We start from the raw sequence: 25198 nt of genomic DNA on the forward strand, positions 1-25198 counted from the left end.
GGACGCCATAAATTTTTATTTTACTTGTTCTATAGTATACCCTTTATCTTGTAATTCTTTAAGTATTCCATCTTCTCCGCTTAAATACTGGACTGAAACCTCTACAAAATAATTCTTTTTATCCTTAATATATCCGTCTATCTTCTCAGTGTATTCTTTTTTAATTTTTAAAGTACAAGTATCATCATACTGGGTTACTATATTATTTAATTTTTTAAAATTTTCCTTTTCCTCATCTGGAACAATATACACATCATTTAACTTATTATTTATTTCTTCTAGATTACCAGTTTTCCATGCATTTAATATATCTAAATTTTTTGACATATTGTTTTCGTTATAATATTTTAAAAGTTTTAATGATGCATCAGCAACTTCATCTGGAACATCAATAGAATCCTGAATACTTGTATATGGATCTGTAATTTCAATTATAGGTAATTTGTCTTTATTAGCTCTATATAAAATATATAGGTTTGGATAGTATCTTACATTATCCTTATAAGTCTGAATATATGTGTCAATACAATTCATAGCTAAATAGCTCGGTTTTATAGGCTTTAATTTTTCATAGTCTATTTTTGTATTTAATATTTTTTCAAATTCTTTGACCTTATCTTTATATATGTCTATAGCTTCCTTTGAAACGTGTTTTTCATAAGTATCACCTTGTTTCAAATTAATCATATCATTAACTTTTCTTGGATCAATTTTATTAGAATTTGCTTCTACCACTAACCCTTCTGACTGCTTTATTGCATCTTCAACCTTAGGACTTAATGGGTACATATCCTTAGTTCCAAAATTAACAGTACCATAAAGATAAATTTTTTCATCATCCTTTGATATCTTCCACATTGGTCCAATTATATTTGAAGTTGGAGCTTTCTCATCTATTTTGTCAAAAATTGCAGTTGCCCCTCCACTTGCTGTTGCTTGTGTGCTTGGGAGTTTTGAATTTCCTGCAGCTATTATAAGTACAGAGCAAGCTAGTATTGCTGCTACTATAAATCCTTCTTTTTTCTTAAATGTTTGATAATCTGGAGATTTTTTTCTAACTGCTATATATGCAATTGTGACGCTAATACCAGCTACTACTAAGAATAAAATAACTGAATGCATAGCTACTTTAGGTGCATACTTCATAATTGTTATCATAACCAATTCATGTATACAATATATCCATAAGCTCATATCTCTAAATAGTTTAGACCGTCTTTCACTTATACCAATCTTTGAATTTAATAAACCAATAAATATAAATGGTACAACTAATGCTAATGAAATATACATATTATGGTCAATTGGTATATTATTTACTATTAGTAAATATGCCTCAATTCCAAAAATAACTGAAGATAGTATTATAAACAATGTAGATTTTTTTATCTTATCATTTAAGTTATATTTATTAATAAGTATACCTATAGTTAAAAATGGTACTCCAAAGCAAACCCCATTTCTTGTGTGTACAAATATGCTATTATATCCATTAACAATATTTTGAATGGCTGTTCCTTCAATTAATCCATAATAAGTGTCTCCTAATAGTCCAATTGCATATACAATTACACTAAGTAGCATTAATCCTTTTACCCAATTTTTTCTTAAGAATAGTGCTACAACTACGATAGATAAAATTAATGCTGGTAAATACCATAAAGTTGGACTGAATCCATCAAACAAAAAGTCTTTTATTATTAACTCTAAGCTATAATTTCTTTGTTTAATATAACTAAACGCTAAAATTGTGTAGGCAAATGAAAATCCTAAGTAATAAATAAATATCCTTTTTAAGTATTTAAATAAATAACCCTTCTGATTAAATCTTTCATAATAGAAATATCCTGCAGTTATAAAAAAGAACGGTACTGCAATTCTTGCAATCCCTAAGCTTAAGGTCTCTCCTGGTATTTTCCCCAAATCATAAAGTGCTGAAGTGTGAATTGTAATAACTAAAATTGCACATATCACTCTCATAATATTAATACTGTCATAAGTTTTTTTAGTACTTTCCATTTTATCTCTCCTCCTTATACCTTTTATATACGTATGCATTTCCCTTTTTCTGTCAAAGTTAAGAAAATAATTTTTTATATTTAAATAAACAAGTATCCAATGCATATTCTAAGTTAAACTAGTAATACTATTGTTGTAAGTATTTTAAATTATTGTGCACTATACTTATTACATGTTCAAACTCCTAACTAAAAAAGCCATAAGTTAAAAATTTTAACTTATGGCTTTTAAAATTATATATTTAACCAATCGATTTTTTGTATGTATAAAAATAGCTAATTCCTAATTCATCATTCCCATAAACATTCCTAAAAAGTACGGTATCAACCAAACTAACCAAACAAAAATACTAAATTTATGGAACACTTTTTTTCTTTTAATATCATCTTTATAAACTACCCATGCTGCCCAACCTGCATGTAATAACATAAGGATTATGGCTAGCATTCCTGTTATACTATGTATATTTTGAGTAAAATCAGATTTAATTTGCACTTGTCCACTATTAGCAATGTTAGTCATAATGGTAGTACCTGTTATATCAAAAAATAATCCCACCCAGAAAACAATAACCTGATTCTTGTTTAATACTTTTGTTTTTCTCTCCCAGAAGACCCCAGTTGTATAGAAAATAAGTGCTGCTGTTATAGCTATAATTGCAATTATTAATTTAAAATCCATTACTATATCACTCCCCGCGTAAAATATGTGTTCTATACCAGTATACTCCAAATTCATTAATGTGCAATATAATTTTAGTTAATTAAATGTTGGAAAATTAAATGAGTTGAAATTATTATTTTTATACTAAATACTATAAATATTTCCTGGTAAATATTTACTTTGAAATGTAAAAAAATAGGTATTCACTCTAATGAATACCTTATATAAAGGAGATCTACGAAAAAAACTTATTACAAACTTATTGTAAAATTTGAATATGTCATTACTGTGACACTATAATGATAAATATGTACTTTAAATATAGTTTTTATGCTTTCTAACATTCCATTAATCTTCTTTTTTGCTCTATCGCCATCAACTTATCTAACTCTTGGCTCTTTACTAGTGTCCTACAATCGTTTATCCCATACATATCAATAGCTTCATGTACTTCTTCACGCTTTTTTTCTATTAACAAACTTAATTTTTTCATGTTGCTACCTCCCAGGTGTCTATTTAAAACCTCTATAAAATAATAATTTCACTCAGAACGATATAATTTTATACTAAATACTTATGCTTTATATATTTCGATATAAACTAGAGCATATATTAAGGTAGTAATTATATATATCATAAAGTCTTTTGTAAAATAGAAAAATTTCTCTTCAAAGTTCTATATTATATATATCGTTTTTTTCTCTTAAAAATATACTATAAATTTACATAAAAGTATAGCATATCATTACAAACTATTTTATTCCTTAAATACAAATAACTTAAAAAGAGCTGTATTGCTACAACTCCTATAACTTGTTTCAATGTAAAAATTTTTCCTTTATACTAAATGTAATTCCTTCATCTTTCATTAACTTCGGTATATTTTCTAAGTCATAATATATAAATATTAATTCATAATAATACTTCAACTTGTCGGTAAATTTATTTTCTTCAATTTCTTCTGGTAATATATCGAGTAATATATGGATCGCTAACATTAGTGTTAATCTTTCTTTTATTATATTCTTTTGTGCCTCTTCACTTATTTCATTATTATTTTTTATAGGTTTAATTACTGCTGCAAAATGCACAGGAGAAAGAGATAGCTTTCCTAACCTAATAACATTGTTAGTATTAATAGTACTTATTTCTTGAATTTCAGACTCTTTCATTAATGGCAAATAATTATCTATTAACTTGGAATATGTTTTTATTACTTTATTTATTTTATTTTTATTATAATCTTGTTTCTTTTTAAAAACTTTTTTTCTTTTTTTACTAACTGGCATTTCACAACTCTCCTTTCTCCTATATTTATATGTATATTTTAAATACTCGTGAATTTTTATTACTATAAAAATAGAAAGCATATATCAGCTGATATATGCTTTCTACCCTATTCAAATAATTTTACTCTTTCTTCAATTGGATTATAATTTTTTTCTCCTGGTGCTGAGGATGGTTTTCCGAATGGCATCTGTGCAATAAGCTTCCAATTCTCTGGTACACTCCACTCTTTCTTTACATCGGATTCTATTAGTTCATTATAGTGCTGTAATGAAACTCCAAATCCTTCTATCTCTAAAGCTGTCCAAATGACATATTGATGCATACCATTTGATTGTTGAGCCCATACAGGAAAGTTATCTTTATACAAAGAGAATTGATTCTGTAGGGATTCTATTACACTATTATCTTCAAAATAAAGAATTGTTCCATATCCATTTTTAAAAGAATTTATTTTCTCTTCAGTTGAGCTAAATTGATCCTCTGGAACTATTTTTCTTAGTGACTCCTTTGTAATGTCCCACAATCTATCGTGTTGTTTATTAAGTAATATTATTATTCTAGTGCTTTGAGAGTTAAATGCAGAAGGTGTATGCATTACGGCGTGCTCAACTACCTCTTTTATTCTCTCATCAGCTACAACAGTTTCCTTTGTTATTCCATAATATGAACGTCTTTTTTCAACTGCATTATAAAAATCATTATTCATTTAAATTACCTCCATTTATCATTTATAATATAAATTATTAACTTACTTTTTGATATTTACTTTAATTAAATTATTGCACTTTTTTCTCTCTTCGTCAAGATATATTCTCCTCAAATATATTAAAAATATGTGAGTTTACTTACTTTTATATATTAACTTGACATTTATAAGCTACTTGTCATATTATAGTACTATAGGTAATTTTTCTAATACATTATATATACATAGGGGGAACATAATGTCAGAATTAAAAGAAATAATAGAGAATAGACGTTCAGCAAATAATTTTATTGAAGGTGTTAAAATACCTGATAGCCATTTTAACGAAATTTTTGAGCAATTGAAACTAGCTCCATCTTGTTTTAATATTCAACATGCACATTATTTAGTTATTAATGATATTGACAAAAAGGAAGCTCTAAGAAAGGCTGCTTTTAATCAATATAAACTTCATACTGCTTCGGCTGCTATATTGGTACTAGGTGATAAAGACGCATATAAAAACGCCGCTAATATTTATTCTGGAATGCTTAACTTAGGTATTATGAGTAAATTAGATTATGATAATATGGTAAGAGATATAGATAATCTTTACGAAAGTAGAGGGGAAGGTTTTAAATACGATGAAGCAATAAGAAATGCATCTCTTTCTGCGATGATGTTCATGCTTATAGCAAAAGATAAGGGCTGGGATACTTGTCCTATGATTGGATTTAATTCAGATGAGGTTCGTAAGTTATTTAATATTCCAGACAATCTCGAAATTGCACTTCTTATTGCTATGGGCAAAGAAGATACATCAAAACGCAGATTAAGAGGTTACAGAAAACCTGTAGGTGAATTTGTTAACTATAATGGCTTTTAAAATGAAATAGGGTGCTTTCTGCACCCTATTTTAATGAAACTTTTCTATTTTATTATTTGCTCAAAAACGTCTTTGCTATTTACATCTGTCTTAAGTAAATTCTTATCTTTTAACCATTTTATATTCCCAGCCCAATTAGCTTCATCCTGAGTTAGAAAATCTCCACTTTTATCTTCCATTAATGGTAAAAGTATATCTAAACTCTTCTTTTCTACATCTGAATCAAGAGGGAAACTCTTATCTTGTGCTTTTAACACTAAATCTAATGCTTTATCAGGATTCTTTTTAGTATAATCAAATCCTTTCTTAACAGCATTAAGGAACGCTTGTATTTTTTCATTATCGTTCTTTATAGCGTCATCACTAGCTACAAAAGTTAATTCATAATTGTTTGGAACACCATAGTCAGCTGGGTTAAATGTAACTAATTCAACTCCGTCTTTTTCTAGTAGTATTTTTTCATGATTTATATATCCACCAATTATTGCATCTACTCTTTTAGATTGAATAGAACTCATTAAATCATATCCTACATCTACAAAATCGATTTTTGATGGATCTCCTCCAGCTTTTTGTACCATAGCTTTTACAGTTTCTTTATCTATATCAAATGAAGCATAGCCAACTTTTTTTCCTTCTAAATCTTTTAATGTTTTAACACCTGAATCTTTCCTTACCATCAATTGATTTAAAGAACTTCTAACTATAGCTCCTACTGATTTTACTGGAATGTTTTCTCCTCTTGCTAATATTATTTGTTTAGGATAACTAATTGCAAAATCTGCTTTATTAGCAGCTACTAATTTAATTCCGTCATCAGTTCCAGCTGGTGTTATCAGGTTAACTTTTAATCCAGCTTCTTTAAAATATCCTTGTTCTTCTGCAGCATATAAAAATGCGTGAACAGCATTCGGATACCAATCTAAAAGAACATTAACTTCTTTTAAATCCTTACTTGTACTTTGTTCTTCCTTTTTACTACATGCTGTTAATGCTAAACTAAATAGCATAACAATAGCTAAAATAATACTAAATCTTCTTAATTTCATAGTTACTCTCCTTTATTCCTTTTCTATATCTTAATAAAACTCTTTCTAGCAGAACTCCTACTGAAAATAGAAGTAATCCTAGAAATGATAAAACAAGCACTCCTGCAAAAACTGAATCGGATTGTAGCATTCCAGCTACTCTCTTTACATAAGTTCCTAGTCCCTTTTCTGCTCCTAACCATTCTCCTATAGTTGCACCAGCTATGCTATAAGTAGCAGCAATTTTGAAACTACTTAGAAAATTTGGCAATACTGAATTCATATGAAGTTTCATAAATATTTGAATTTTACTCCCTCCTAAGGCCTTTAGTACATCTTCTAAATCTTTGTCAACACTATTTAATCCATCCAATGTACTTACAACGATCGGGAAGAAGCAAAATAGTATTACTACTGCAACCTTTGACCATATTGTATATCCAAACCACATAACCATAATTGGTGATAATGCGATTGTAGGAATTGTTTGAGAGAAAATTATAATTGGATATAATGTCTTTCCAACCCCTTTTGACGCATAAATTGAAAAAGCACAAAGTATTCCTATTACAACTGATATTGCTAACCCCAATAAAGCCTCTCCTAAAGTTACTAATGAATGACTATATAGAAGCTCTCTTTGGGTATATAGTGCTTTTATAACATTCGAAAACTTAGGCAAAATAAACTTTGGAACGTTAAAATATGGAACTAAATATTGCCATGCCAATATAACTAAAATTGCAAAAATCAATGGGAATATATTATTTCTAAGCCTATTCATTTACATTCCCTCCTTTGATTCTTCCAGCTTATCTAAGATGTTTAAAATTTGTCTTTTTAATTCAATAAATTCATTTGTTAATGTAGTTTCATAAGTTCTTGGTCTTTTAATATTAACTTCAATGGATTTAAGGTTTTTATAAGGTAATTCTGTACAAATTAGTATTCTGTCTGACAAAAGCAATGCCTCTTCTATATCATGAGTAATCATAAATACAGTATTTTTTTCCTTTTGGCATAATTCTAGTAACCAAGCTTGCATTTTCCTTCTTGTTAGGGCATCAAGTGAAGAAAACGGTTCATCTAATAGAAGTAATGACGGATTATTTACAATTGCTCTTAAGAAAGATGCTCTTTGTCTCATTCCTCCTGATAATTCATGTGGGTATAGATTTTCCGTTCCTTTTAGATTAAAGCTATCAAAATATGTAGCTGCCTTTTTTCTTGCTTCTTTTTTTGAATATCCATTTAACTCTAGGCCTACTGCAGTATTATCTAATATTGTTCTCCAAGGCATTAAGCAGTCTTTCTGAGGCATATATCCGATAATATTTTTACTATTATTATTTTCTAACTCTATACTTCCCTTAATAGGCTTCAGTAACCCTAGTATTAGTCTAAATAAAGTACTTTTGCCGGTTCCGCTAGGAGCAATAATAGTTACAAATTCATTTTTATCAATGTTAAAAGATAAATCTTCTAATATAAGCTTGTCTGTCTCTCTATATTTAAAAGATAAATTTTTAATTTCTAATGCCTTCATTTAAATTACCCAACCTTCTTTTTTGTAACATGCATCCCAAAACATATATTCATATTTTGACGATAGAATGAAGATTTCTTCTAATTTCTTAAGCTGTCTTTCAGGAAGACCTTCTGCTACTTTATCCATTAAATTGATGCACCAATTAACTTCACTATTATACTCTTCACTAGCATAGGTTAAAATCCATTCCTTATAAAGTTCATGCTCTAAAGCCTTATCTTTTTTTGCTAAGCTTTTACCAATAAAGCTATAACTCCACATACAAGGTAGTAAAGCTGCAACGAGTTCAGCTAACGTTCCTTCTGTCGCTACTTGAAGCATAAATTTTGTATATGACAAATTATTAGAATTAGGTTTAGTATCCTCAAGTTCTTCCTTAGTTATGCCAAATCTTTTGGCGAATTCTATATGCCCGTCCATCTCTATACTTACAATATCATTTGCACATTTAGAAAAGTTCTTCATGTCTTCTAAGGAATCAGCTTTAACCATTCCTAGTGCAAAAAGTTTTATATAATCGATTAAATAAACATAATCTTGTTTAATATAAAAACAAAACTTGTCCTCGTCTAAAGTACCATTACTCATATCTTTAAGAAATGGATGATCTAAGCATGAATCCCAAATATATTTTCCTTCTAAGTACAATCTTTCAGAAAAGTCCATAAAAAAACTCCTTTCAAACAGTATTAGGCATACCGATCGAAAAGAGTTAATAATCTAATAGAATATCTACATATGAATAGACTTTTCCCATATACTACTTACTCACTTCCCTTCGCTGGCATTACCCAGTGCAGGTTTAAAGGGTCTGAAAAATTTCATCTCAGCCATTACAGCTCCCCTAGTGCACGCTAAAATTTTACCTCTTAATGATTATAATGTCAATATTCATAATTCTTTTAATTTTACTTTTTAAAATTATAAGCGCTAATAAATACGTCTATTTACTCATTTATTCTAATATAATTGTATAAATTAATTATTTTGGAGATATTTAAGTTTATGAATATATTAGATTTACCTGGTCAACCTTCAAATCCTACAAATGAACAAAGATATTCACTAATAAGAAGTGACCTTGCTAAAGCTGGAAGGGAAGAAGATTTCAATAACATTATAAATTTATTAGGGCCCCCTCCTAATATTATAAATTATGCTTCTCATGGTTCTCTTAAAGGAAAGAAGGTAGGTATAATTGGTGGAGGACTTGCCGGAATGTCTTCTGCTTTTGAACTTAGAAAATTAGGCTGTGATATCACCATATTTGAAGCTAGAAATAGAATTGGTGGTAGGGTTTTTACTCATTATTTCGATGATGAAAAGAAGATTTATGGAGAATTAGGAGCCATTCGAATTCCAGTGACTCATGAAACTACCTGGCACTATATTAATCTTTTTAACCTTAATACCTATCCTTTTATTCAGTATAATCCAAATGCATTTTTATATATACTTAATACACGACTTAGGAATAACCCAGAAGAAATTCAGAGAGTGCTTTATCCTAAATTTAACTTAACTCCTAGAGAAAGAAGTACTCCTTGGCCTGAACTTTATAATTATGCTTTCAATTCACCAATAAAAACACTACCTCCTAATATCAGAACTGAATTATTAAAGATTCTTCCAGTTTATAATCCTAAGTATATTCCTTTATTAAATATTAGTGTACGCCAAAACCTTGAACTTTTAGGCCTTAGTAATGAGGCTATACAACTATTAACAAGTGTTGATGCATTTTCTGGCTCTTTAATTGACGAGGCTTATAATGAAATATTACAAGAAAATTATCCAATATTTTTCCAACACCTATATAGAATTGATGGTGGCAATGTAAATTTACCTTTAGCATTTTACTATTCTTTATTATCCCAAAAGCCTAAAGAATACGATAATATACCTAATGAGGCTTTAGGAACTGTAAACTGGATAGGTGGATACTGGGTATCAGGAATTCATAAAAATGAGGCTGGTGATAAAGTTATAATTACTTATAAGAATAAAGAACTTACTGAAACTTTAAATGAATCCTTTGATTATGTTGTATGCGCTATTCCATTTACTACACTTAAAACTGTTGATATTGATCCAGTATTCTCCAATAGAAAAATGGAAGCAATAAGAGAAATTGCATATGTAAATGGTCATAGAACTATATATTTATGTAAAAAACGTTTTTGGGAAGAGGATACTCCTTATGGTGGAATTAATGGAGGTATATCTTACACTGATAGTCCATTAACCACAACTCTATATCCTTCAGATCATATTAATAATCCAAATCCTAATGAGCCTGGGGTATTAGTAGCTTCATATAACTTACATATGGATGCTACCAGCCTTGCAAACATAAGTCCAATTATTCATAATGACATAGTCGCAACTGAACTTGAAAAGCTTCATGGATTACCAAAGGGATTTTTAAAATCTATTGTTGAAAAAACAATGTATATATCATGGGATATGGAAGAATGGTCCAGAGGTGCAGTTTGTCATATGAATGCCGGACAAAAAAGAGTTTTCTCATATGAAATTACGAGACCAGAATATAATAATAGAATTTTTTTTGCTGGTGAACATGCCTCTGTTTCTCATGGCTGGATGCAAGGCTCATTATATACTGGAATGCAAGCAGCAAATCAATTAGCATATTATGCAAACGCTGAAAAACACTCTATTTAATGAGTGTTTTTTTATTTTAATGATTAAAAATATATCCTCTCTTTTTGGCCGCGATACTCTCATTAATATGCACTATATGATGCCTTAATGCTGGCATTAATATCAATCCTGAAACATTTTTTCTTCCCCAGAAGTCAATTAACCAAACAGCTGACTCATCTTCTGACACTGCTTTTTTATCTATAACTCTTTGAAGTCTCTCTTTTGGAATCTTTCTCTTCATATCTGTGGTAGTAAGTTTTTTAATAATCTCTTCTGTTCTTCTACCAACTTCTATTCTATATCTTTTTAGTTCCTCTATATTTATTTGTTTGCTAAATTCTAAAATTTCTTCTTCTGTAAGTTCATTCCCAGTGTCATAAATCGTTGCATTAATATTTTTTATAAAATCTCCCCTGTCTATAACTTGCTCACTGTCATCAACTAATAAATTCATGGTTATGTCTTCTATTCTTGTAGAATGCCATATACCATAAGCAATAGTTCTACCTTTTGAATTAATTGCCGTACGAATTATCTCTTCATTTAACCCTTCCCATAATTCATCCTCAAATGTCTTCTCATTCATATGAGACATACTGGATGCATGTACCGTGGCATGTAACTCTAAGCATAGCTTTATAGCTTCACTAAATTCATCTTGCTTTAGTATTATACTTTTCAATAATTTCAACTTCTCATTCCAATTCTTTAACTCCATATATACCCCCTATTTGTAAATATTTATACATTATAAGCTCGTCTATGTTTTATGCACACTGGAACTTCATAAGCGAGCATTACTATCCACCCAAGCAAGCACGCTACAGCTATACCTACTATCTCCATTCTTGGTGCTAGTAGATATGAAAAAATAACCCTAGTTGATATCTGTAGGAATGTTGAAATTAACGTAACTTTAAAGTCACCCATTCCTCTGAAATACCCTTGTATACCGTTTGTCCAACTTGGAAGCAAGTAAAAAAATGCCATAAGTTCTAGATACTTAACTCCAAACTCTATGACTTTCGAACCCTTATCTGGAACAAATAAATTCATAATATTATGAGCTCCAAAATACACAACTACCACAAGAATTGTCCAATAGATAGTTTCAATCTTCATTCCTTCAACAAAGACTTTTTTAACTCTCTCCTTTTTCTTAGCCCCTCTATTTTGTGCTAAGAAAGTTGTTAATCCATGTGCTATACTTTGCTGAGGTGTAAATGCAAAATCATCAACACGATTTACTGCATTAAATGTAGCTATAGCCTCTATACCTAGTGGATTTACTGCACCTTGTACTAAAAATTTTCCTACATATAGACAGGTTTGTTGCATTGCTGTTGCTGAGCTATAGTTTATGGTTTTTCTCAAAAGAAATTTATCTAATATAAACTCATTTTTCTTAAAATGTAAAATTGGTATCTTCTTATAAACATACACTATACAAAAAACACTAGAAAGCATTTCAGCAACTACTGTTGCCATACCTGCACCAGCTACTCCCCACTTAAAAAAAACAACAAAAATTATATCCATAACTACATTTAAAATGGATGATATTATTAAAAATATTAACGGTGTCTTTGAGTCCCCAATACTTCTTAATGTTGAAGAATATATGTTATATAAAAAGGTAAAAATAAGTCCAAAAAATATAATTCTTAAAAACATTGCTGCATCAGGGAGTATTTTTTCAGGAGTATTAATTAACCGAAGTATAGGCTTAGTAAGAATCATACAAATTATAATCATTATGATTGTAAATATAAATCCTGCTATAAATGTAGTTGATACCTCTCTCTTAAATTTTTTAATATTTCCAGCTCCAAAATATTCACTCATTAGTACTGATGCTCCCATACAGATTCCAACAATAAAGAAAATAACTATATTCATTATTGGGTTTGCAGTACCAACTGCTGCTAACGCATCAGTACCTACAAAGCGTCCAACTATTATAGAATCAGCTGCATTATAGGTAAGTTGAAAAATATTACCTAATATTAAAGGGACTGCAAATTTAATTAAATGTTTTGAAATATTTCCGTTTGTCATATCTGTTGCCACAATTAGTCACATCCTATTCAATGTTCCCTAACTATTTATAAAAAATTATAGGTCTCTTTTAATTGTAGCACAAATAAATTCTGTAATAACAATTTATCTATGTAAAATAAATTCATTATGTAGTTTCCAAGTGTTTTCTTTCCACCTAAAAATTGAAATATTATCAAAAAAGCAATCAAACTCACACGGAGTTAAATTAACAAAATTCCAAACTTCATTATATTTAAGTTGTAGATTTTTTGAAGCTAAAGTTACATGAAATATCTTATCTTTTCCATCCTTTTTACTAAAATCTAAGTAAGGAATTTGAATCATCTTTTCGATTAATCTATCATGCATCCTCTTCCTTCAAGAGACATTAGTACCTTCATATAAATTACCCTGTCATTAAAATGTTCATATCCAGATAGTTTAAAAGGCTCTGCTTTTTCTTCTGCACAGAATACTTGAAATAACTCCTCTAGATCATTAATACTCCCCTCATATTCAAAAGGTGCTTTTATAGTAAAGTGTGCTGGAAGCTTTGATGCTTTTGCTTTAAACTTATTCCTTATTTCCTTACTCAAGTTCTCGTTAAAGTACCCTGCTTTTCCTTTTACAACACAAACAATAACATATCTCATATAATCCTCCATGTACTACCACTGTATAGTTAGCTTTAAAATCCATTATTTATTATACCTATGCATTGGTAAAAATATAAACTAATTATCACAGAATAAATACGTTAAATTGTCTAATACTAACTACATATTATCATTATAGGGGGTATTAAATTGAATGAAGGTTTAGTAGTTTTAGTTCGATCCATTATTGGATTTTTTACATTATTAATCTTTGCCAAGCTATTAGGAAAACAACAAATAAGTCAATTGGCTTTCTTTGATTATGTTCTTGGAATTACAATTGGTTCCATTGCAGCTTCACTTACAACTGACCTTTCAAGTAGAGCTTGGCCACATTGGATTGGTTTATTAGTATGGGCTATTCTAGGCTATTTAATGGAATATATAACTATGAAGTGGAGATATGCAGCAAAGTATATTGAAGGTGAACCAACTATAGTTATTATGAATGGTAAAATAATGGAAGCTGCACTTAGGAAAATGAAATATAGAGTTACTGATATTATGGAATTACTCAGAAATAAAGATATTTTTGATTTAAATCAAGTGGATTTTGCTATTATAGAACCTAATGGTCAATTATCTGTGCTAAAAAAACCTGAATATGAGCCACTAACAGCTAAAGATATGAGTATAACTAAAACTTCAACTGGTATTAGTACCGAAATTATTTATGATGGAATATTAATACAAGAAAATTTAAGACAATTAAATAAAAGTAATAACTGGATAAATAAGCAGTTACATGCTCATGGAATAAATGATATTTCTGAAGTTTTTCTAGCAACTTTAACTCCATCTGGATCCTTATATATTGATAAATATAAGGATCACATAAAAAAAGTAACTTATATTGGAGATTATAAAGGACCATATTGAGGAGGAATAAAACTTGAGGAAATTTTTTGTAAGATCTATCCCTATAGTAACAATTGCTCTTTTTGTATTAATAATGCTCAGTGGGAATTTTTTTAAAAGAATCCCAGTCCATAATATAACTATCCCTGGAGCTATTGATCTAATAATTAGTGATATTGAAGATGAAAAATGGGAAGATGCTTCTAAAAAGGTAGATCAACTATCAGCCTCTTGGGATAAGATGGTTAAAATTGTTCAATTTAGTTCTGAAAGAGATGAGATTAATTTATTTGATGCTGATATAGCAAGGCTTCGTGGGGCTATTATGGCTAAGGATAAGACTAATTCACTAATTGAACTTAAGGAAGCAAATGCCCACTGGGAAGAACTAGGACAATAATGGATATTTTTATTTGAATAATAAACCCTCCCAAGTAAATAATAATCTTGTATTTTAAGATTTAAAAATCTAGTTGAATTTTGTACATAAAGGAGGGCTTTATTATGCCAGTAGCTATGAATATACCTGTAAGTTCACTTATTTCTAACGGAAATCCACATCAATCCTGTATTGATATTTGTTCAAAATGCGCCCAAATCTGTAACGAATGCCTCAACCTATGTTTGCACGAATCAGACGTAAAATCTAGAATTGATTGCATTAGAACACTTCAAGACTGTGCAGAGATCTGTACAGCATCATCCTGTTTCATGTCTAGAGGAAGCGGAAGTATTAAAGAAATATGTAATCTTTGTGCAGTAATATGTGATAAATGTGTAGTTGAATGTGAGATGCATGATGATCAGCACTGCAAATCTTGCGCTGATATTTGCAGGCAATGTGCTGATGAATGTAGAAGTGTTTCAAGTATGTAATTATTATTGAACATAAAATAGAAGAGGGATTTCCTCTTCTATTTGCTATTCATTATAAACTTCCTTATTTCGATAGGGTAAGTAATTAGGAATTGTTGCTGCAAACTCCTTAAGTTGAATTATTTTGTTAAACTTATCAAAGTTTATCCAAGATACCCCATTAAAATCATCTACTTTGCCATCAAATTCATTTTTAAAATACCATTCACATATTACAGTATTTTCAGTAACTACAATATTTTTTATATCCCAAGCTATCACTTTTCCACGCTTATTCCAATCTCTAAACCACTTTTGAATTTCTTTAAGTCCATTATATACAGGACCATAAGATTCAATATATATTGCTTCTTCTGCGAACACTTCTCTAAGCACACATTCATCCCTATCTATCCATGACTTAAAGTACTTCCTAACAACTTTTTCAATATCTTTTTTCTTTTCTTTATTATATTCGAATAAAATCATAGAATTATTTTCTAAAGGCTTGTACTCTCCTATCTTTACATAACCATGTTTTTCATAAAAATATTGATTTCTAAAGTTTTTATAAGGCGTATCTAAAGACCATTTCTTTATATTAGAATATTCCTTTTCTATAAACTCTAGTGCCTCTGAGCCTACTCCTTCATTATGGTACTCTGGATCAATAAAAATAGCACCTAATCTAAAGTGTTCTTTGTCTATTTCATATAATTTAAATGCACCAATTATCTTATCATCTCTTATAATTTTGTAGTACATACCATCTCGAACTTTTGATATATGCCACTCTAAAGTATCTATATTGGGTGGTATAGCTCCATATTTAATTCTATCTTCTTCAAAGGCTCTTAGCGCAATATCTTTTAGGATACTTGCATCTGATTCTAAACATTCGTCAAAAAATAACATTTATTACTCCTCCTAATATAGAAATTCTCTATTTATCCTTCACATATTTTGTAATAAGTACCATATGGAAATTATATCATATCCTAATTGTAAATTTCTCATCATCTTATATTTAAAGATTGTGATATTATATAAAAAATGATATTCTCATATAGAAATAAAGTATCCTAGGAAACGGAGTTAATACCTATGAAGAAATTCAAAAAAATATATATAGAAATTACTAATGTATGTAATCTCTCTTGTAAGTTTTGTCCAAAAACAAATAGACCTTCAAGTTTTATGTCCCTTGAAACCTTTGATAAAATACTAAACCAAATAAAACCATATGGAGAATATATTTATTTTCATATAAAAGGTGAACCATTATTACATCCTGAGATAGATAAGTTTTTAGATTTGAGTTTTGAAAAAGGATTTAAAGTTAACATAACCACAAATGGAACTCTTATAAATAAAGTTAAAGATAAACTGATTTCAAAACCTGCACTTAGACAAGTAAACTTTTCTCTACACAGTTTCGATGGGAATGAAGATTCTAAAAATAAAGATGAATATATAAATAATATTATAAGTTTTGCTAAGGAAGCAAAGGAAAACAACATAATTTCAGCACTTAGATTATGGAACTTAGATGAAGATGATGAAAAAAACCTTCAGGTATTTAAGAATAGACATATACTTGAAATTTTAGAAAAAGAATTTAATTTAGATTACAAAATTCAAGATAGGATAAACCCTATTAGAGGTATCAGAATCGATGATTCAATATATTTAAATCAAGACCACGAATTTAGTTGGCCAAGTTTACAGGAAAAAGAAGATGAAGGAATTGGTTTTTGTTATGCACTTAGAAGTCAAGTTGGTATTTTAGTTGATGGTACAGTTATACCTTGCTGTTTAGATGGAGAAGGTATCATTAATCTAGGAAATATTAATACTGAAGTTTTTGGTGAAATTATTGAAAATGAAAGATCTAATAATTTATTTAATGGTTTTTCTAATAGAACTGCAGTAGAGGAACTATGTAGAAAATGTGGTTATCGAAAAAGATTTGGAAAGTAAAATTCATGCTAAAAAAGATGTGAACTTCACATCTTTTTTAGCATCTTTTCTCATTAGCATCATAAACAACAATTCCATCAATTATTGTATATTTCACTTTTGATTTAATATCTAGTGGTTCCATATCATAAACTACGATATCTGCATCGTACCCTGCTTCTAATTTACCTAATCTGTCACCACAATTTAGAATTTCTGCAGCATTTATGGTTATTGCTTTTAATGCATCTTTGTGAGATAAACCTTCCCCTTCAGCAATTGCTGCAATTGACCTTAAACAGTCTATTGAATTATAGGGATGATCTGTTATTAATGCAGTTGTAATTCCCTCCCCAACTAATTCTACTATATTAGAATATTTTCTAGCCTTAAGTTCCATTTTTATTCTAGGTGTTAGTAATGGTCCATAGGCAATAGGTATATTTTTTTCTTTTATGTACTCCTTAATAAGATGTGCTTCTGTTCCATGCTCAATTACCATTTTATTTATATTAAATTCTTCTGCAATTCTTATTGCTGTTACTATATCATCTGCTCTATGAGCATGAACACGAAGAGGTATCTCCCCTTTTATAACTGGGATTACAGCCTCTAATTTTATATCTCTTTCCTCTAACTTATTTGCTTCTTTACGCGCTATATAGTCTTCTGTTCTCATAAATAAATCTCTTATTAATGCAGCTACTCCCATTCTTGTCACTGGAGCTTTTTCTTTTACACCATAAGTTGCAAGTGGATTTTCTCCCAATGCTATTTTAAACCCTACTGGATTTTTAACTATCATTTTGTCTATAATTCTCCCATAAGTTTTTACAGCAACATTTCTTCCCCCAACAACATTGTTACTTCCAGGTCCGCTCATTACACAAGTTACTCCAGACCTTACTGCATCTTCAAAAGACACATCTAGAGGATTTATTCCATCAATACCATTTAACTGAGGCGTAACTGACTCAGATGTTTCATTGTTGTCTTGCCCAATTTTCCCTGTACATTCTTCTATTATTCCAAGGTGAGTATGACAATCAATAATTCCTGGTGAAACATAGGCCCCATTTAGCTCTATAACTTCTAAGTCACTTGCAGTAGCAGTTAAATTTTCAGAAACTTGATTTATTTTTTTATCTTTTATAAGAATGTCTTTTTTCTCATAACTATCTTTTTCAAAATTATAAATTAACCCATTCTTTAACAATATATTTTTCATTATCATCACCTTCCTCATTAATATTCATTTCTAAATAACATTAATTATCGAATTCCACATATTATATATTCCCCAAATTCACTTTATTTAAATATTTTTTAGCTAATTCCTCTGCTTTTTTCATAAAATTAATATCTGTTGGCGAGTTCTCAAGCTTATATCTAGGAAAATATCTTGAAAGGTGAAGTGGAATATCTGGATTAATAGAACTTAAAAACTTAGCTATTTCCTCTACTTCTTCTAAATTATCATTTTCTCCACTTACTAATAGGGTTGTAATTTCTACATGACATTCTTTTACAGCAATTTCTATGGTCTTAAGTACAGGTTTTAAACTTCCACCACATAGGTCTTTATAGTACTTATTGCTAAAGCTCTTTAAATCTATATTCATAGCATCAACATATGGAAGTATCTCTCTGATGGGTTCTTCACTTATATATCCGTTGGTTACAATTACTACTGATTTACTTGCATCTGTTTCTTTTAATAGTTTAGAAGTATCATACATATATTCATACCAAATGCTAGGTTCATTATATGTAAAAGCCAATCCAATATTATTTTTTGTAGTTACTACAGCTTCGATCAAATTTTCTGGAGGGACATAGTCACTATTAGCAACTGACTGAGATATACTATAATTTTGACAAAATTCACAAGTAAAGTTACATCCAAAGCTCCCTACTGAAAAAATCTGAGTATTAGGTTTAAAATAGTTTAGGGGTTTCTTTTCTATAGAATCTAACGAGGCTGAAGTTATCTCCCCATAATTTAAGGTATATAATACTCCATCCTCATGTTTTCTTACATTACATTTTCCTATATGCCCATTTTCAATTACACAATTATGCGGACACAAATAACAATGTATTTTATCATCTAACTTTTCATAAAACATGGCTTCTTTTTTCATAAGTTTAAACCTTCCTACTCTTCTTTATGTCTAATTACCTTGAATTTTTGTATCTCATAATCCTCATCATAATTTATTCCTGCTTTATCTAATGCAATGGCTAGCTGTTCTTCTACAGTATTCACTCCTTCTAAGTCTGGTAGCAAAAGTCCTGTTCTTCCTTTAGACTTTACAATAACTCCATATTCCTTTGGATCTAGTTCATCTATTGATGCTCTTTCTGGTTCTGTAAGAACATCTACTGAAAAATCTATATCTAATAATTCCTCTTCTTCAACTGAATAAAATCTTGGATCATTTATACCTGCAGAAATGGCGTTGCGAATTATTTCTTCTGCTATATTAATTGTTATTGGAAATATAGTCCCTATACATCCTCTTAGTTCTCCGTGCTTTTTTAATGATACAAACACTCCTCGTTTTTTATCTTTCATTTCATCTGTAACATAATCAGGGATAATTTTTAGTTCTTTTCCAGTTTTTAAGTAGGAAGTTAAACTTTCTCTTGCAAGCTTAACATATGGATCTTTTTGATTATTTATATTTTCATAAGCTTTATTCTTTAATTCCTCTAATTCTACTAATTTTGATGGTCCATCTGCTATAATATTAAATTTCATTATTCCATATCCAACTCCAAATGTTCCCTCATAGCTCATTAAATCGCCAATAAACTTCTTTTCATCTAAAGCTCCAAGCATGATAGCAATAGATCTTCTACCACATTCTCCTGCATTAGATATAGTTCCTTTATCTATATCAAAAACACCATTTACATCTCCTATGTGCAAACAATGAAGTAATTCCTTATCAAATTTCTCCCCAGCAGCATCAAAACCATAAGGTCCTTCTTGCTTTAGCTTATGAGATAAATCACCACTTGCTATAAGTACACAATCTTCATTTAATTCTTCTACTGCTTTATTTATACAAATACCAAATCTATATAAATCTATATCACTTAATGCTGAATAGGTTATATGAACAAGCTTATAATCCTCATAGTACTTATTGATGAAATATAATGGAACCATAGCTCCATGATCTAACGACACTGAGGAATTATATTTATTCAATAAAGTATTTGTAGCTATAATTGATGATATGCCTACGCTATATGCAAGTTCATAAATTTTATTTGTAAGTTCCTTATCTATTTTTAACTTCATTGAAACATCAGGCACACGAAAATTTTTAAAATTCCCTAGTATCTCCTCTACATAGCTTAATGAAATGGCATCTTGAAACATTACTCCGTGAGGAGTTATGATAATAATTGTATTGGGCTTTTTTTCAGCTATTTCTTTACCTATTTTATGAAAATTGTCGCTTGTATCACTTATTTTCTTTTCTTCACCTTTTCCCACCTCTGGGATTACAATTGGTGGATGTGGTAATAAATATGTTCCACTTATACTCACTCAAATCACCTCATAATTCTATTTATTTCTCAAAATAAAAAGCATCACAATTAAGTGATACTTCTTATTTTAATAGAGGTTTTATCACCTCAAAAGTAGCCTTTATTTATTTAAACCTATTTTCTCGTTTATTGCTTCGTCTCTTATCTCTTTTCTCATTCCATCTAAAGCTTCTTCTCTTCTTTCATTTTTAGCTGATAACACTTCTTTTGTATGTGGATCATCAGTTCTTTCTATAGTTTCATCAGCAAGTTCACAATTTCTTATAGTATTACTAATATTATGCTGAATTCTCTCTACATTATTACTTCTATCATCAGGTTTGTTCTTCATAATTACGTTCCTCCTTGGTTTAAAATTATATGAAGAGTCTCTAAACAACTTCACTTTTATTTTGTCTAGAAAAATATTAATTATGCTACTAAAAACATGCTTACATTAGTATCCATTGGATATTTTCATATATAGTGATAAAATTAATTATTATATTTTGTGGAGGAAAAAATCTTGAATTTAAAAGAAAAAATAAAAGAACTTCCTTCTACTCCTGGCGTATATCTTATGAAGGATTCTTTAAATAATATAATTTATGTTGGTAAATCTAAAAACTTAAAAAGCAGAGTTGGATCATATTTTCAAAATTCAAAGTCTCATTCACCAAAAGTTATAAAATTAGTTCAAAACTTGAAAGATTTTGATTATATTCTTACTGATACAGAGTTTGAGGCTTTTCTGCTTGAATGTAAACTTATTAAGGAAATTAAACCTAGATATAATAGATTAATGAAAAGTCCAAATTCTTATTCATATATAAAAATAAATATTAATGATAAATACCCTAATCTAGAACTTTCTCAAAGCATTACTACAGATGATGGAAATATTTATTTTGGGCCTTACAAAAATAAAAATACCCTTGAAAAAGGAATTAAAAATCTAAAGGATTTTTATAAAATACAATGCACTAATAATTCAAGAAAAGGCTCTTCTTGTTTAAATTATTCCTTAGGCTTATGTATGGGAATGTGTCAAAATAAACTTCCAAGGGAAGAATATATGATTACAATTAACAAAATTATTAATCTTCTAAATAATGAAGATAAAAGTATTCTTTATGAAGTAGAGTCTATGATGAACATTGCTGCCACAAATTTTGATTTTGAGAATGCCGCAAAATATAGAGATTATCTAACTTCTGTTAATTATCTAATAAATAAAGTTAAAGTTATTGAATATACAAAAGAAAATAAAAATATTGTTTTACTTGAACCATTAAATAATGAAGAAGTCAAAATCTTTCTCATAAGTGGAACTGAAATATTGTATAGCTATATTGATAAATTAGATAATCTTCAAGAATTAAAATTAAGCATAAAAACTTATATTAATACTTATTTCAGCTCTGAAATACTAAACTCTTCAATACAAATTGGACGAGATGAAATTGATCAGACTGAAATCATTTATTCATATGTAAAAAATAAATCTAATAACTGCAGATTCTTTGTTGTTACTGAATCTTTATTAAGAACTAATAGTTTGCTAAAAGGCGGTTTAATTGATAAATTACTTTTAACTTTATAATAATCATATTAATTTAAATAAACTCATATTAAAAAAATCAGGTAGTATTCAAATACTACCTGATTTCTATATCATTAATTAATTAGCTTTTGCTTTAAAATAGTTTGTCCCCCAAACTCCTAGAAGAATCATTGTTGATCCCATAACATGATATAAATGAAAACTTTCATGTAAAAATACTACTCCAGCAACTATTGATACAATTGTTGAAATATTAGCAAATACTGAAGACCTTGAGGCTTCTAACTTAGAAAGTGTAAAATTGATTAAAAAATAAGCTATTATTGATGATAAAATTCCAAGGTATAAAACTGAAGTAATAAAGGTTGTACTACTTAAAGGTTTAAAATACTCTGAGATATTTTTATTAATTAAATGATTAATAATTGAAATTCCATTAAAACATATTGCACCTAAGAACATCATGAAGTAAGTAACCTCAAAAGGAGTGAAATGTCTAGAAATTCTCCTAGCAATTATATTAAAGAAGGCAGCAGAGAACACTGCTCCTGCTAATAATAATACTCCTAAAAGTGAACTTCCTGAATCATTAGAACTATCCATTAATATTATTAAAATAACTCCTGATACGGATATTATTATACTAATTCCTTGTTTTAAAGTTGGTTTTTCATCTAGTATATATACGGCTAGGATTGTTACTACTATTGGAATTAATGCTATCATAAGCCCACCTAAGGAAGTGGACGTCCTTTGAATTCCATAAGTTTCAAAGATAAAATAAATGATTGGCTCAATAAAAGCAAGAATGACAAGCCACTTTAAAGGTTTATTTCTATAATCAACCTTTATTATCTTAAATATTATTAGTACAGTCATAACAAGAAACGCTGCTAAAAATCTAAAGGAAAGCAATGCAAACGGGTCAGCAACACTCAAAGCTTTTTTTGAAAATAAAAAGCTAAGTCCAAATATAAAGTTAGTAATTACAGCAGTAATGTAGGGTATAATGGTAGATTTATTTTTCATTTTATCAGTCCTTTTCTTAAGTTAGTCTATATAATTGTTAAAACAATTTACATTAATAAAAGTAAAAAAGTCGCTATAGAATATAGTTCTCCGACAGGAACTAATATAGCGACCTATAATAAACACAATAATTATCACTAAAAATGAGTATACTACATTGTCTAGGAATGCTCAATACTATTCATATATTTTACTTTTAATTATATAACCTTGAAAAAGGATCATTTTCTCTATCTTCATTCCAAAAATACTCTATTCTCTTACTAATATCTAAAGCTTTATCTTTCGAAAAAATGTCTTCAATGAATCCTAATGCTAAGTCCATTCCTGCTGATACTCCAGCTGAAGAATATATGTTTTCATCCTTTACCCATCTAGCTTGTTTGATCCACAATACTTTTTCATTTTGCTCTGTTACCCAGTTAAATGCCTTTTTATTAGTTGTTGCTTTTCTATTATTAAGTAGTTCTGTCTTTGCAAGAAGAGCTGTTCCAGTACACACAGTCAATACATATTTAGCCTTAGAGGCAATATCATTAATTAATTTTATAAATTCCTTATCATTAACTTTTTCTCTTGTTCCCGCTCCTCCTGGAATAAATAATATTTCCTCCACTGATAAATCTTCTTTATAAGTATTAGTTTCAACTCTTACCCCATGACTATTTGAAATAATTCCTCCATTAAGAGATATAAAATTAAGCTTAATTGCTTCTGGTATTTTCCCAAATATCTCAACTGGCCCAAAGACATCTAAGGTTTCAAATTCATCAAACATTAATATATTCATTCTAAATCTCACTTTTATCACTCCTTTAGCTTAAGTAAATAATAAATTTTAACTCACTACTCTTTTTAAATATTTTATTTTTCTAAATATAATTGATATTAAACAACTACCCATAAACGCTAAAAAAATAACTATAGGAATATCAATAATGGTATTACCTGTTATATTACTTAAATCTACTCCAAAGACGTTCATTTTTATAATAGTTAAGAAAAATGGATGAATTAAATATATACCAAAAGTATTATTTGATATCATCTCAAATATATCATCTTTTTTATTAAAGAAATTCTTTGATAAAATAAAAACTGCCATTGACATTAAAATACAAGTTATTGAGCCACTACTTAGGAAAAACTGATCTAGACCTCCGCTCTTATAAAGCTCAGTAGTTCCAAATATGGTTACAAAAATGCTTAAAAATCCTATTAGGTATATTATATTTTCTAGAACTTTATTTAAGCAATAATTATTTAAATAGTATCCTAGCACAAAGTATCCAACTTCCCATCCAAATATAGTTACCTTTAGATTCACATCCACACCTAAAAATTTTGTGATTAATGGTAAAATACCACTTATAACAAAACATATCACAATAAAGTATTCTATATCATTCTTTGAAGCAGAATTAATAAATATTTTAATAATAGGTAAAGAAAGATATAATCCAAACAGCATATATAAATACCACATATGATAAGATGTAGTACCCAATAATAGCTCACTCACCATATCATAAATTGAAAATGTATGAATGTATCCCATTGAATATAAATTAAATAAGTAATAGAAAATCCCCCAGAATACCATTGGTATAATAATTCTTATTAACCTTTTCTTTAAATTAAGTTTTCTTTCTTTCTCTAATAATAAGGCACCACTTATCATTATAAAAATTGGCACAGCCCATCTACCTATAGAATTATATACTATAGCGCCCCACCAATTAGTTGTAAATGACAAATTTTTATCTACTACTAGCGAGCCTGTTGCATGAATTGCTATTACTGCAACACAAGCAAATACCTTTAATGCTTCGAAGTAATTATTTTTTCCCCTCATATATATCACCCCATCTAATTTTACTCCTTTAAATACCTAATGTAAAATT

28 protein-coding genes and 1 riboswitch are annotated in these 25198 nt (G+C 29.0%); of the genes, 7 read left to right on the forward strand and 21 right to left on the reverse strand.

Features of this window, described 5'->3' with window-relative positions:
* Positions 1-15 precede the first annotated feature (15 nt).
* The 5 genes from JK634_RS05010 to JK634_RS05030 all read right to left on the reverse strand — a co-directional run bounded on the left by JK634_RS05010 (position 16) and on the right by JK634_RS05030 (position 4678).
* A complete protein-coding gene (locus JK634_RS05010) occupies positions 16-2019 on the reverse strand; it encodes an acyltransferase family protein (protein ID WP_202766523.1) in 2004 nt (667 codons plus the stop codon).
* 282 nt (positions 2020-2301) lie between these two features.
* The gene (locus JK634_RS05015) at positions 2302-2700 is read right to left on the reverse strand and encodes an HsmA family protein (RefSeq protein WP_202766524.1); all 399 of its coding nucleotides are present in this window, start codon (positions 2698-2700) and stop codon (positions 2302-2304) included.
* A 319-nt stretch (positions 2701-3019) separates the two neighbouring features.
* Positions 3020-3175: an aspartyl-phosphate phosphatase Spo0E family protein gene (locus JK634_RS05020; protein WP_202766525.1), complete on the reverse strand. Its 156-nt coding sequence runs from the start codon at positions 3173-3175 to the stop codon at positions 3020-3022.
* A 325-nt stretch (positions 3176-3500) separates the two neighbouring features.
* Positions 3501-3971, reverse strand: a complete 471-nt coding sequence (locus JK634_RS05025; protein WP_202766526.1) for a hypothetical protein — start codon at positions 3969-3971, stop codon at positions 3501-3503.
* Between the two features lie 107 nt (positions 3972-4078).
* Positions 4079-4678: a nitroreductase family protein gene (locus tag JK634_RS05030; protein WP_202766527.1), complete on the reverse strand. Its 600-nt coding sequence runs from the start codon at positions 4676-4678 to the stop codon at positions 4079-4081.
* A gap of 238 nt (positions 4679-4916) precedes the next feature.
* On the opposite strand from JK634_RS05030, the gene JK634_RS05035 reads away from it, so the two are divergent.
* On the forward strand, positions 4917-5543 hold the full coding sequence (locus JK634_RS05035) for a nitroreductase family protein (protein WP_202766528.1): 627 nt from the start codon (positions 4917-4919) through the stop codon (positions 5541-5543).
* Positions 5544-5587: 44 nt separating this feature from the next.
* Here the strand turns inward: JK634_RS05035 and JK634_RS05040 are convergent, their stop codons facing one another.
* The 4 genes from JK634_RS05040 to tenA are packed head-to-tail and all read right to left on the reverse strand — an operon-like array spanning position 5588 to position 8786.
* The gene (locus tag JK634_RS05040; RefSeq protein ID WP_202766529.1) at positions 5588-6592 is read right to left on the reverse strand and encodes an ABC transporter substrate-binding protein; all 1005 of its coding nucleotides are present in this window, start codon (positions 6590-6592) and stop codon (positions 5588-5590) included.
* Entirely contained in the window at positions 6573-7355 is a 783-nt protein-coding gene (locus JK634_RS05045) for an ABC transporter permease (protein ID WP_202766530.1), read from the reverse strand. Before JK634_RS05045 ends, JK634_RS05040 begins: the two co-directional genes overlap by 20 nt.
* Positions 7356-8117 (reverse strand): ABC transporter ATP-binding protein, encoded by a 762-nt coding sequence (locus JK634_RS05050; RefSeq protein WP_202766531.1) that lies wholly within the window; start codon positions 8115-8117, stop codon positions 7356-7358.
* Positions 8118-8786 carry a thiaminase II gene (gene tenA / locus JK634_RS05055; protein WP_202766532.1) on the reverse strand — a complete coding sequence of 223 codons (669 nt, stop codon included), beginning with the start codon at positions 8784-8786 and terminating at the stop codon, positions 8118-8120.
* Between the two features lie 90 nt (positions 8787-8876).
* Positions 8877-8976, reverse strand: a riboswitch (TPP riboswitch).
* 149 nt (positions 8977-9125) lie between these two features.
* Here tenA and JK634_RS05060 point away from each other — a divergent pair.
* Positions 9126-10805, forward strand: a complete 1680-nt coding sequence (locus tag JK634_RS05060; protein ID WP_202766533.1) for a flavin monoamine oxidase family protein — start codon at positions 9126-9128, stop codon at positions 10803-10805.
* A 16-nt stretch (positions 10806-10821) separates the two neighbouring features.
* Here the strand turns inward: JK634_RS05060 and JK634_RS05065 are convergent, their stop codons facing one another.
* The 4 genes from JK634_RS05065 to JK634_RS20635 form a co-directional block, all read right to left on the reverse strand.
* The gene (locus JK634_RS05065; RefSeq protein WP_202766534.1) at positions 10822-11505 is read right to left on the reverse strand and encodes a DinB family protein; all 684 of its coding nucleotides are present in this window, start codon (positions 11503-11505) and stop codon (positions 10822-10824) included.
* 23 nt (positions 11506-11528) lie between these two features.
* On the reverse strand, positions 11529-12857 hold the full coding sequence (locus tag JK634_RS05070) for an MATE family efflux transporter (RefSeq protein WP_202766535.1): 1329 nt from the start codon (positions 12855-12857) through the stop codon (positions 11529-11531).
* A 93-nt stretch (positions 12858-12950) separates the two neighbouring features.
* Positions 12951-13196, reverse strand: a complete 246-nt coding sequence (locus tag JK634_RS20630; protein ID WP_338031206.1) for a hypothetical protein — start codon at positions 13194-13196, stop codon at positions 12951-12953.
* A complete protein-coding gene (locus tag JK634_RS20635; protein WP_338031207.1) occupies positions 13181-13480 on the reverse strand; it encodes a 2'-5' RNA ligase family protein in 300 nt (99 codons plus the stop codon). The genes JK634_RS20630 and JK634_RS20635 overlap by 16 nt, the downstream gene beginning before the upstream one ends.
* A 153-nt stretch (positions 13481-13633) precedes the next feature.
* Between JK634_RS20635 and JK634_RS05080 the strand changes: the two genes are divergently transcribed.
* The 3 genes from JK634_RS05080 to JK634_RS05090 all read left to right on the forward strand — a co-directional run bounded on the left by JK634_RS05080 (position 13634) and on the right by JK634_RS05090 (position 15217).
* A complete protein-coding gene (locus tag JK634_RS05080) occupies positions 13634-14362 on the forward strand; it encodes a YetF domain-containing protein (RefSeq protein WP_202766536.1) in 729 nt (242 codons plus the stop codon).
* Positions 14363-14375: 13 nt separating this feature from the next.
* Positions 14376-14741: a DUF4363 family protein gene (locus JK634_RS05085; RefSeq protein ID WP_202766537.1), complete on the forward strand. Its 366-nt coding sequence runs from the start codon at positions 14376-14378 to the stop codon at positions 14739-14741.
* A gap of 104 nt (positions 14742-14845) precedes the next feature.
* Positions 14846-15217, forward strand: coding sequence for a four-helix bundle copper-binding protein (locus JK634_RS05090; protein WP_202766538.1), 372 nt, complete (start codon positions 14846-14848; stop codon positions 15215-15217).
* 45 nt (positions 15218-15262) lie between these two features.
* Here the strand turns inward: JK634_RS05090 and JK634_RS05095 are convergent, their stop codons facing one another.
* Positions 15263-16111 carry a GNAT family N-acetyltransferase gene (locus JK634_RS05095; RefSeq protein WP_202766539.1) on the reverse strand — a complete coding sequence of 283 codons (849 nt, stop codon included), beginning with the start codon at positions 16109-16111 and terminating at the stop codon, positions 15263-15265.
* A gap of 189 nt (positions 16112-16300) precedes the next feature.
* Between JK634_RS05095 and JK634_RS05100 the strand changes: the two genes are divergently transcribed.
* Entirely contained in the window at positions 16301-17176 is an 876-nt protein-coding gene (locus JK634_RS05100) for a radical SAM/SPASM domain-containing protein (protein ID WP_202766540.1), read from the forward strand.
* 37 nt (positions 17177-17213) lie between these two features.
* Here JK634_RS05100 and JK634_RS05105 read toward each other — a convergent pair whose 3' ends face one another.
* The 4 genes from JK634_RS05105 to tlp all read right to left on the reverse strand — a co-directional run bounded on the left by JK634_RS05105 (position 17214) and on the right by tlp (position 21053).
* Positions 17214-18383: an amidohydrolase gene (locus tag JK634_RS05105; RefSeq protein ID WP_202766541.1), complete on the reverse strand. Its 1170-nt coding sequence runs from the start codon at positions 18381-18383 to the stop codon at positions 17214-17216.
* Positions 18384-18444: 61 nt separating this feature from the next.
* Complete coding sequence (amrS, locus tag JK634_RS05110) at positions 18445-19299, reverse strand: AmmeMemoRadiSam system radical SAM enzyme (RefSeq protein WP_202766542.1); 855 nt, start codon at positions 19297-19299, stop codon at positions 18445-18447.
* Between the two features lie 14 nt (positions 19300-19313).
* A complete protein-coding gene (amrA, locus tag JK634_RS05115) occupies positions 19314-20720 on the reverse strand; it encodes an AmmeMemoRadiSam system protein A (protein WP_202766543.1) in 1407 nt (468 codons plus the stop codon).
* Between the two features lie 102 nt (positions 20721-20822).
* A complete protein-coding gene (tlp, locus tag JK634_RS05120; RefSeq protein WP_202766544.1) occupies positions 20823-21053 on the reverse strand; it encodes a small acid-soluble spore protein Tlp in 231 nt (76 codons plus the stop codon).
* 174 nt (positions 21054-21227) lie between these two features.
* On the opposite strand from tlp, the gene JK634_RS05125 reads away from it, so the two are divergent.
* Positions 21228-22304 carry a GIY-YIG nuclease family protein gene (locus tag JK634_RS05125; protein WP_202766545.1) on the forward strand — a complete coding sequence of 359 codons (1077 nt, stop codon included), beginning with the start codon at positions 21228-21230 and terminating at the stop codon, positions 22302-22304.
* A 78-nt stretch (positions 22305-22382) separates the two neighbouring features.
* Here JK634_RS05125 and JK634_RS05130 read toward each other — a convergent pair whose 3' ends face one another.
* From JK634_RS05130 to JK634_RS05140, 3 genes are all read right to left on the reverse strand, one after another.
* Positions 22383-23294: a DMT family transporter gene (locus JK634_RS05130; protein WP_202766546.1), complete on the reverse strand. Its 912-nt coding sequence runs from the start codon at positions 23292-23294 to the stop codon at positions 22383-22385.
* 196 nt (positions 23295-23490) lie between these two features.
* Positions 23491-24096 carry a DJ-1/PfpI family protein gene (locus JK634_RS05135; RefSeq protein WP_202766547.1) on the reverse strand — a complete coding sequence of 202 codons (606 nt, stop codon included), beginning with the start codon at positions 24094-24096 and terminating at the stop codon, positions 23491-23493.
* A gap of 36 nt (positions 24097-24132) precedes the next feature.
* Positions 24133-25149 (reverse strand): acyltransferase, encoded by a 1017-nt coding sequence (locus JK634_RS05140; RefSeq protein WP_202766548.1) that lies wholly within the window; start codon positions 25147-25149, stop codon positions 24133-24135.
* Positions 25150-25198 lie beyond the last annotated feature (49 nt).

Origin of the sequence: Clostridium paridis (genome assembly GCF_016765615.1) — a bacterium.
Taxonomy (GTDB): domain Bacteria; phylum Bacillota; class Clostridia; order Clostridiales; family Clostridiaceae; genus Clostridium_T; species Clostridium_T paridis.